Annotated in this window: 7 protein-coding genes; 5 read left to right on the forward strand and 2 right to left on the reverse strand. The window is 28.8% G+C overall.

Annotated elements, in window-relative coordinates; all coding sequences use genetic code 11:
- Positions 1 to 4 precede the first annotated feature (4 nt).
- The 3 genes from E6248_RS09710 to E6248_RS09720 all read left to right on the forward strand — a co-directional run bounded on the left by E6248_RS09710 (position 5) and on the right by E6248_RS09720 (position 3,122).
- Complete coding sequence (locus E6248_RS09710; protein ID WP_316340619.1) at positions 5 to 532, forward strand: DUF1836 domain-containing protein; 528 nt, start codon at positions 5 to 7, stop codon at positions 530 to 532.
- 46 nt (positions 533 to 578) lie between these two features.
- Positions 579 to 722, forward strand: a complete 144-nt coding sequence (locus E6248_RS09715; protein WP_316340613.1) for a YvrJ family protein — start codon at positions 579 to 581, stop codon at positions 720 to 722.
- 114 nt (positions 723 to 836) lie between these two features.
- Positions 837 to 3,122 carry an ATP-dependent DNA helicase gene (locus E6248_RS09720; RefSeq protein ID WP_316340614.1) on the forward strand — a complete coding sequence of 762 codons (2,286 nt, stop codon included), beginning with the start codon at positions 837 to 839 and terminating at the stop codon, positions 3,120 to 3,122.
- 157 nt (positions 3,123 to 3,279) lie between these two features.
- Here the strand turns inward: E6248_RS09720 and E6248_RS09725 are convergent, their stop codons facing one another.
- Positions 3,280 to 4,158, reverse strand: coding sequence for an aldose 1-epimerase family protein (locus tag E6248_RS09725; protein WP_316340615.1), 879 nt, complete (start codon positions 4,156 to 4,158; stop codon positions 3,280 to 3,282).
- 233 nt (positions 4,159 to 4,391) lie between these two features.
- Here E6248_RS09725 and E6248_RS09730 point away from each other — a divergent pair, with 233 nt between their 5' ends.
- Both E6248_RS09730 and E6248_RS09735 read left to right on the forward strand, forming a co-directional pair.
- Positions 4,392 to 5,231 (forward strand): YihY/virulence factor BrkB family protein, encoded by an 840-nt coding sequence (locus E6248_RS09730; RefSeq protein WP_316340616.1) that lies wholly within the window; start codon positions 4,392 to 4,394, stop codon positions 5,229 to 5,231.
- Positions 5,232 to 5,306: 75 nt separating this feature from the next.
- On the forward strand, positions 5,307 to 5,699 hold the full coding sequence (locus E6248_RS09735; protein ID WP_316340617.1) for a single-stranded DNA-binding protein: 393 nt from the start codon (positions 5,307 to 5,309) through the stop codon (positions 5,697 to 5,699).
- A gap of 282 nt (positions 5,700 to 5,981) precedes the next feature.
- Here E6248_RS09735 and E6248_RS09740 read toward each other — a convergent pair whose 3' ends face one another.
- Positions 5,982 to 8,612, reverse strand: a complete 2,631-nt coding sequence (locus tag E6248_RS09740) for an FAD-dependent oxidoreductase (protein WP_396335144.1) — start codon at positions 8,610 to 8,612, stop codon at positions 5,982 to 5,984.
- Between the last annotated feature and the right edge of the window lie 38 nt (positions 8,613 to 8,650).

Consider the following 8,650-nt stretch of genomic DNA (forward strand, 5'->3'; position numbering starts at 1 on the left):
GAACATGGTAGGCTATGATGATTTGCCGAAGTATGATCTTTTTTTATCACAAGTTATAGATTTTTTAAATGATAAATTTGTTGAAGATAAATATACAAATAATATTGTTCAAAATTATATTAAAAGTGAAGTAATTAGTAAACCTGAGGACGGTAAAAAAAGAGGTTATACTAAGATTCATCTAGTTCAATTAGTTTTATTAAGTTATATGAGACCAGTTTTGACTACAGAAGAAATCAAGAAGGTATTCAGCTTGGCCTTTAATGAGATTAATGATAGAAGTGATGATATAATATCTTGGGAAAAGGCGTATAAGATATTTTCTGAAACTCAAAGTGAAAGTTTTAAGGACTTTTTAAGTAAACCTGTTGTAGATGAAGAGAAATTAGATAGTATAATTTCTGAGTTAAATTTAAATGAGACAGATGAAAATAGTATAAGAACTTTTGTAATAGTTATGTCTTTAATTGCTCAAGCTAGTGCAATAAAGAAATTAGTTCAAAAAATGGTTAACGGATATCATTCAGAGTAATTTTTAAAAGTCTCTATTATTGCATATATAATTAGAGGGTGATGTTATGAATGAGATAGTTGAAGTAATAGCTAATATAGGATTTCCTATAGCCATTTCTCTATATCTATTAATTAGAATAGAAGGAAAGCTAGAAAGTCTTACTACTAGCATTAATAACTTATCCAATACTATTAATTCAATTAAGTAGTTAAAAAGATGGAGCTTTGGAATATATAACTTTATATACATAGCTCCTTTTTATTTTGTATAATTTAATATTAGTCTTATAATATAGTTAAGCAAAATTATAAGGAAGAGTTTTATGAGTAATAAGATAGTAATTAAAGAATCTGTTAGAGGTATAATTGAATATATTTTAAGGACAGGAAGCATAGATGATAGGTTTGTTGGAAGTACTAGGGCTGTAGAAGGTACTATAGCACATCAAAAGCTTCAAAGTAATAATGAAAAGATATATGATAACTATGAAAAAGAAGTAAGGCTTAGTGAAGAGTTCAAAATAGAAGAAGTTACTTTAATTGTTGATGGTAGAGCTGATGGAATTATTATTGAAGATAACAATGTTTATATAGAAGAAATTAAATCCACAATGAAGCCTCTTATTTTGATAGATGAAGATTATAACCCACTTCATTGGGCTCAAGCAAAGTTTTATGCTTATATCTATGCCTTTCAAAATAGTATGAGTGAAATAAATGTTAGGTTAAGTTATTTCAATATCGAGACAGAAGAGGTAAAGAGCTTTAATAAGAAATTTTCTTTCGAGGAACTTAAGGATTATGTCTTTTCAATTATTGAAGAATATAAAAAATGGGTTATTTTAAAATCTAATTTGATAGAGGATAGAAATAAAAGTATAACAACATTAAAGTTTCCTTTTGAAAAGTATAGATTAGGACAAAGAGAGCTAGCAAAGGCTTGTTTTAATACAATAAGAGAAAAGTCGGTATTATTTGCTCAAGCACCTACTGGGATAGGCAAGACTATATCGACAATTTTTCCAGCGGTTAAAGCTTTAGGTGAAAATAGGGGAGAGAGAATAGTATATTTAACAGCAAAAACTATTACTAGAACAGTAGCTGAAGATGCTGTTAATAGGTTAAAAGATAAAGGGCTTGGTTGTAGAAATATTACTTTGACAGCAAAGGATAAGATTTGCTTTAAGGAAAAATCCATTTGCAATCCTGAAAATTGTGAGTATGCATTAAATTATTATGATAAAGTTAATAACAGTATTTATAATATGTTAAAAGAAGAGGATAACTTTACTAGGGAGATAATAGAAGACTATGCAAGGAAAGAAGTGTTATGCCCTTTTGAATTGTCTTTAGATTTAAGTATGTGGTGTGACGTAATAATATGTGATTATAATTATGCCTTTGATCCAAGAGCAAAATTAAAAAGATTTTTTGAGGATGATGTGGATAAAAACATATTACTTGTGGATGAGGGACACAACCTTGTGGATAGATCTCGAAGTATGTATAGTGCAGAAATATATAAAGAAAAAATATTAAGTGCTAGTAAAGCCGTGAAGGGTAAGGCGCCTAATTTATATAAATGTCTTAATTCTATTAATAAGTATCTTATAGAATTAAGAAAAGAACTTCAAGAGGCAGAAGTTAATAGTATTTATAAAAAGGAGCAGTATAAGGATTTAACTAAACTTTTAAGGATTTTTATTAGTGAATGTGATGAGTACTTAGTGAAATCAGTAAACACTGAAGGTTATGAGGAAATAAGGGATTTATATTTTGAGATAAGATCTTTTATAGCTATTTCTGAAATATATTCTGAAAAAGAATACGTAACTTTAGTTGAACTTAATAAAAATGATGTTAAAGTAAAGCTGTTTTGTGTGAATCCCTCTAAAAATTTATCTAAGATTATTCAAGAGGCACATTCAACTACAATTTTTTCGGCAACATTAACACCAATAAAATATTATATTGATGTTTTAGGTGGAGATGATAAGAGTTATAGAATGAAATTGCCATCACCTTTTAAGAAGGAGAATTTAAAGGTATATAGTAATCCTCTTAATATGAGATTTAGCCAAAGAGATAATAATATAGATAAGCTTTGTCAATTAATTAATAGATTTAAGGAAGAAGAAGTAGGGAACCATATGGTATTTCTGCCATCATATCAATATTTAGATAAGTTATATTCAAGATATTGTGAGCTTTATGGCGATAAAAATACTATTTGTCAAAAGGAAGTATTAAGAGAAGAGGAAAGAGTTGAATTTCTTAATAACTTTAAAGAGGATAGTAATATATTAGCTTTCTGTGTAATTGGAGGAGTTTTCTCTGAAGGAATAGATTTGCCAGGAAAGAGACTAATTGGATGTATTATAGTAGGAGTTGGATTTCCTAGAATATCAATTGAAGGTGATATAATAAGAGATTACTACGAGGATAATGGATTTGACTATGCATATATTTATCCAGGTATTAATAAGATTATGCAAGCTGCTGGCAGAGTAATTAGAACTGAAGAGGATAAGGGGAGAATACTTCTTATAGATGATAGATATTCAACAATAAAATATAAGAGCATATTACCTACAGAATGGGAACTTTAGTTTTAAAATTAAAAAAAATAAGGTAATGAAAAAATGAAAGAATGAAGGAAGAGGTTTTGCATAGCAAAACCTCTTCTATTTATAGATGCTCTTATAAAAATCTGTAAAAATTTTTATAGTCATCTCTTCATTCTTTAATTTTTTAATTCTTTTATTACTATTTAATATATAAATTGTAGCTTGATGTAAATTCGCTTCCTATAGATAATTTTTCTATAGCAGCTTTTTCTGTAATATCGCCTTTGAAATCAGCAAAGTCTGCATGACCATACCAAGGTTCAAGACATACAAAAGGTGCTCCTGTAGGTTTAGTCCATATTGCTAAATATGGGAATCCTGTAAAGTCCATAGATAATTCTCTATCATTTTTATTAGATTTAAGAGTAATCAGATTAGATTTTAAATTCTTAAATACTATGGCATCGCTCTTAAACAATTCTAAATTAAGGTTGATAATACTTTCATCTTTTAAAAATTCAGATTCTGTACGTGAGAAGTAGCCTGTATTAGAATTTAAATTCATTATGTTAGTAGTTTCTTTTTTATTAAGCTCAAAGTAATAATCTTCAAAGCTTTCATTTTCAAGTAATGGACACATAAAAGCAGGATGACCACCTATTGAGAAATAAATATCCTTATCATCTAAGTTCTTAACATAATATCCAACCTTTACTCCATTTTCAAGAAGTTCATAAGAAAGCTTTAATGAAAATTTATATGGATATACTTTTAAAGTTTCTTCTGACCATAATAGTTCAAAAACTACATGATTATCATCTTTCTCAATCATTTTAAATTCTTTAGTTCTTGCAAGTCCATGTTGAGGAAGCTCATACTCTTTATTTTCAGCTATGTATCTTCCGTTTTTCACCTTACCCACAATTGGGAAAAGTATAGGAGAGTGATATTTCCAATACTTCTCATCACCGTTCCATAAAAATTCTAAATTATCTTTTTTACTTATAAGACTATTAAGTTCTCCGCCGTAGGTACTTGTAGTAATTTGCACATTTTTATTTTCTAAAGTATATTTCATAATAAAAACTCCTTTCATACATACTAATCTATAAAAATTATACTATAATAGATATTAATTAGAAAGAATTTTGATATAATTATAAATTGTTGCATAGTTTATAGAAATAAGAGGGATTTACAAGTGGTTAAATATTAATAAAAAATATAATAGATGAGTATCATAGATAAAGTAATATGATATAGATTATAATAATAGTAATTAATGTGTATTAATAGAGATGTGGTGATTAAATGAATAATGAAAATATAAATAGTAAGTCTCTTTTAGATAAAATAGTATTTTTTATAGTAAAAGTGAATAATGATGATATCTTTGCGTTAGGAGCACAACTTGCTTACTACTTAATGCTATCATTTTTCCCATTTTTACTTTTTCTATTAACTATAGTAGGGTTTAGCAAGCTTAATGCAGCAGAAATATTAGGAGGGCTTAGCACCATTTTACCAACTAGTGTGTATGGATTAATTGAAACAACAGTTGTTGAGGTTGTAGAAACACAGAATGCTGGATTATTAGGGATTTCTTTAATTCTAACGATTTGGTCTGCTTCTTCAGGATTTAGAGCAGTAATAAAAGGCTTAAATAAAGCATATAATATGAAAGAAAAAAGAACTTTTATAAAAAGAGCTATTGTAGGTATTGTATTTACTCTTGCTTTAGTTTTGATAATAATGCTTACTTTGGCTATGCTAGTTTTTGGAGAGATAATAGGAGAACAATTAATTAAAATCGTTCCTTTTAAGGAAGTAATTAATAGTATATGGAATATAAGTAGATATCTTATAGTAGTATTTATGATGATATTAATTTTTGCTTCTATTTATAGATATACACCAACAAAGAAAATTCCGTGGAGAGAAGTTTATCCTGGCGCAATAGTGAGCACCTTAGGGTGGATAATTGTTTCTTTAGGGTTTTCATATTATATAAATAATATAGCCAATTATTCTAGGTTATATGGAAGTGTAGGAGCAGTATTTATTCTTATGACATGGTTATATATAACGTCAATAATTCTTATATTGGGGGCAGAGATTAATTCCGTATTTAGGATAGGAGTTAAAAAATAATAAATTTTATAAAATATGAATAGAAAATACCTAACTGGATATAATCAAAGAAGAAATATTCAGGAGGTGTAAGTAATGAATAAAATTGTATTATTAGGAAGATTAATAAGGGACCCTGAACTTAGAAGCCTTGAAGATAGCAATAAGGTCTTTACAAAATTTATTATTGCTGTAGATAGAAACTTTAAGTCTCAAGATGGAACAAGGAAGGCTGATTTAATACCTGTTACCATTTGGGGAAGGAAGGCAGAAGTAGTATGCCAGTATATGAGAAAAGGAAGCTTTATTAGCTTAAGTGGAAGATTGAGAACAGGTAGCTATGAAGATAAAGATGGAAGTAAAAAATATATTGCAGAAGTAGTGGCTGAAGATTTTAAATTTGTAGGTAATAGAAGAACTGAAAGAGATGATAGCTCTTACGAAGAAGATTTAAACAAAGAAGATTTAAATAAAACTGCAAGTAATTAAGCTTAGAATATAAATTTAAATAAATAGTGAAAAGGGATTGTCTAGATATAAGACAGTCCCTTTTTAGTATTTGTAATTATTAATCTTAAAATATTATAAATAGAGAAAATGAAAATCTAGTTTAAAGCCCTTATGAAATAATCTATTACTAACTAAAGGAGACTTTTAAATAAAATATAATTAAAACTAATATTATTTTAGTAATTTGGAGCAAATTACATCCTTAACTCTTAATTATTAATTGTAAACTGTTAATTGAAAAGAGGCTGCAAGCAGCCTCTTTTATATAGTTCCTTTAGCTAAAACAGTAGATTTATTTTCCCTATTTTGAATACCTTGAACTATTTTAACAGAAGAATTTATATCTCCAATTAAGATACCACCAACAAGAATATTATTACTAAAGAATAATTTAGCATATTTATTATTTAAGCTATCAACATAACCTACTTTTTCTAAGGCAGGATCATCAAAGTTAACTGTACCTGCAGAGAATACTTGAGTATTCATAGCTTGGAACACTGTTGAGGATACGAATTTTTCAAATTTAATCTTATCTCCAGTAGCATTAGCTCCTGCAACTTTACCCATTTCTATTGCAGCTGGCCAGTTACCATAATAAATTCCATCATACTCAGCAACATCACCACAAGCAAAGATATCTTTCGAGTTTGTCTTCATATATTCATCAACAATAATACCCCTATTACAATTGATTCCTATAGGCTGAGCTATAAAGATGTTAGATCTTACCCCTACTGAGAAGATTATAGTATCAGCTTCAATTTCTTTACCACTCTTTAATTTTACTGATTTAACACTATTAGAATCAGCATTAATACAATCAACTGCTTCACCTAAAAGAACCTTAACAGGAGTCTTATTAACAAGACTTTCAAATAATGCAGATCCATCACTATCTAATTGACGAGGAAGCATTCTTTCTGCTAATTCTACAACAGTAACATTTATATTACGTTTTTGAACTTCCCAAGCAGCTTCTAAGCCAAGTAATCCTCCACCGATAATTACAACATTTTTAGAATCACTTAAATCTTCTTTTAATGCATTAACATCACATAACTTTTTAATAGTATGGATTCCATTTACACTATTATAAGTCCAGGAGTTAATCTCAGTTTCTGAGCCATCGATAAGTACCTTAGTAGGTGGAACAAAGTTGTAACTTCCATTTGCTAAGATTAACTTATCATAACGAATACCATGTCCATTGTCTAATTTTACAGTCTTAGTATTCTTATCTATAGTATTAACATTAGCATCTAAGATTTCTATAATATTATTCTCTTTATACCAGTTAGATCTAGCTAAATAGAATGATTCAGTTATTTCTTCAGTTATTAAATCTGAAAGTTGAGTTCTAACATAAGAGTGAGTGTCTTCATTAGAAACTAATTTAATTATAGCACTAGCATTTCTTTCTTTGATTGCTTTAGCAGCGTAGAATCCAGCAGCACCATTACCTATAATTACATAGGTTTCTTCTTTATCTATAGAGTAAGTAGTAACTTCTCTCTTAATTTCAATAAATTGATCACTACCAGCACCACATACTGGACAAATTTCAGGAACTTCTTCAGATTCGAATATTTCTCCACAAATCACACATTTCCATAGTTTTAATCCACCACTAGTAGAAGGTGAAGCTGCTTCAGTTTTAGATTCTTCCTTAATAGGCTCTTTTGTACCTAGTAAAACTTCACCAAATCCTAAACCATATTCAAAAGCTTCATTTAATTCATTATCAGATGGTTTAAAGTTTATCTTTAAGCTTGGACCGTATGATTTCATATTCAATTCTTTTAATCTTGTTTCAATTCTAGGAATAGCTTCACCACTCCATCCATAGGAACCAAAAGCAGCACATAGTTTTCCACCATGAACTATAGGATTAAGCTTAGATAAAACATCACGGATAGGTTCTAACAAGTCTCCAACTATTGTAGGTGAACCACATAGTAAACCTTCAGACTCACCAATACTATTAACTATATCACTGATTTCATGATGAATTACGTTGAATAATCTAACTTCTATGTTACCAGCAGCTTCAATACCTCTTGCTATTTCCTTAGCTAATGATTCTGTATATCCATAAGCTGAAACGTATGGGATTGTAACAAACTTCTTACCATCAGTAGGAGATTCTTTAGGAGTACTCCAAGTTCTATAGTACTCAACAACTTCCCATGGATTTTCAACTAAAACTGGACCATGACCAGGTAAAATCATATCAATATCTAAATTTTCAATCTTTTTAATTGCTTTTAATACATAATTTTTATATGGTCCGAAAATACAATCAAAGTAGTATTTTAATGCTTCCATATAGTTTTCTTTACTTTCTACATTACTATTTAAAATAGCTTCAGAAGAATAGTGTGAGCCAAATGAGTCACATGTAATTAAAACATCATCTTCTGGAATATATGTGTATATAGAATCTGGCCAGTGTAAGAATGGAGCAGATATAAATTCAAGAGTTTTATTTCCTAAACTAATTGTATCTCCATCACCAACAGTAATAGATTCAAAATCTCTATTTGCAATTTGTTTCATAAACTTAATTGCAGGAGCAGAACCAACAACTTTAGCAGTTGGTGAAATTTCTAACAACTTAGCCACTGATCCAGCGTGATCTGGTTCAGTATGATCTACAACAATATAATCAATTTTCGTTATATCTACATCTAAATCTTTTAATCTTTCTATATATTGATCGAAGAATTCAACCTTAACTGTTTCAAATACAGCTGTTTTTTTACTTCCCTTTATGACGTATGAGTTATAGCTTGTACCATAAGGTGTATACATAATAATATCAAAAATTCTTAAATTTGGGTCAAGAGCTCCGACCCAATGAATATCTTTTTTTAGTTCTAATGATTTCAAAACTAACACCTGCCTTCAAATTAATATTAATTAATAAC

Origin of the sequence: Clostridium sp., from assembly GCF_032552055.1 — a bacterium.
Taxonomy (GTDB): domain Bacteria; phylum Bacillota; class Clostridia; order Clostridiales; family Clostridiaceae; genus Clostridium.

Coding starts and splice junctions, on each gene's coding strand:
- E6248_RS09710 (WP_316340619.1), top strand. CDS start 5: ATGGTAGGCTATGATGATTTGCCGAAGTATGATCTTTTTTTATCACAA.
- E6248_RS09715 (WP_316340613.1), top strand. CDS start 579: ATGAATGAGATAGTTGAAGTAATAGCTAATATAGGATTTCCTATAGCC.
- E6248_RS09720 (WP_316340614.1), top strand. CDS start 837: ATGAGTAATAAGATAGTAATTAAAGAATCTGTTAGAGGTATAATTGAA.
- E6248_RS09725 (WP_316340615.1), bottom strand. CDS start 4,158: ATGAAATATACTTTAGAAAATAAAAATGTGCAAATTACTACAAGTACC.
- E6248_RS09730 (WP_316340616.1), top strand. CDS start 4,392: ATGAATAATGAAAATATAAATAGTAAGTCTCTTTTAGATAAAATAGTA.
- E6248_RS09735 (WP_316340617.1), top strand. CDS start 5,307: ATGAATAAAATTGTATTATTAGGAAGATTAATAAGGGACCCTGAACTT.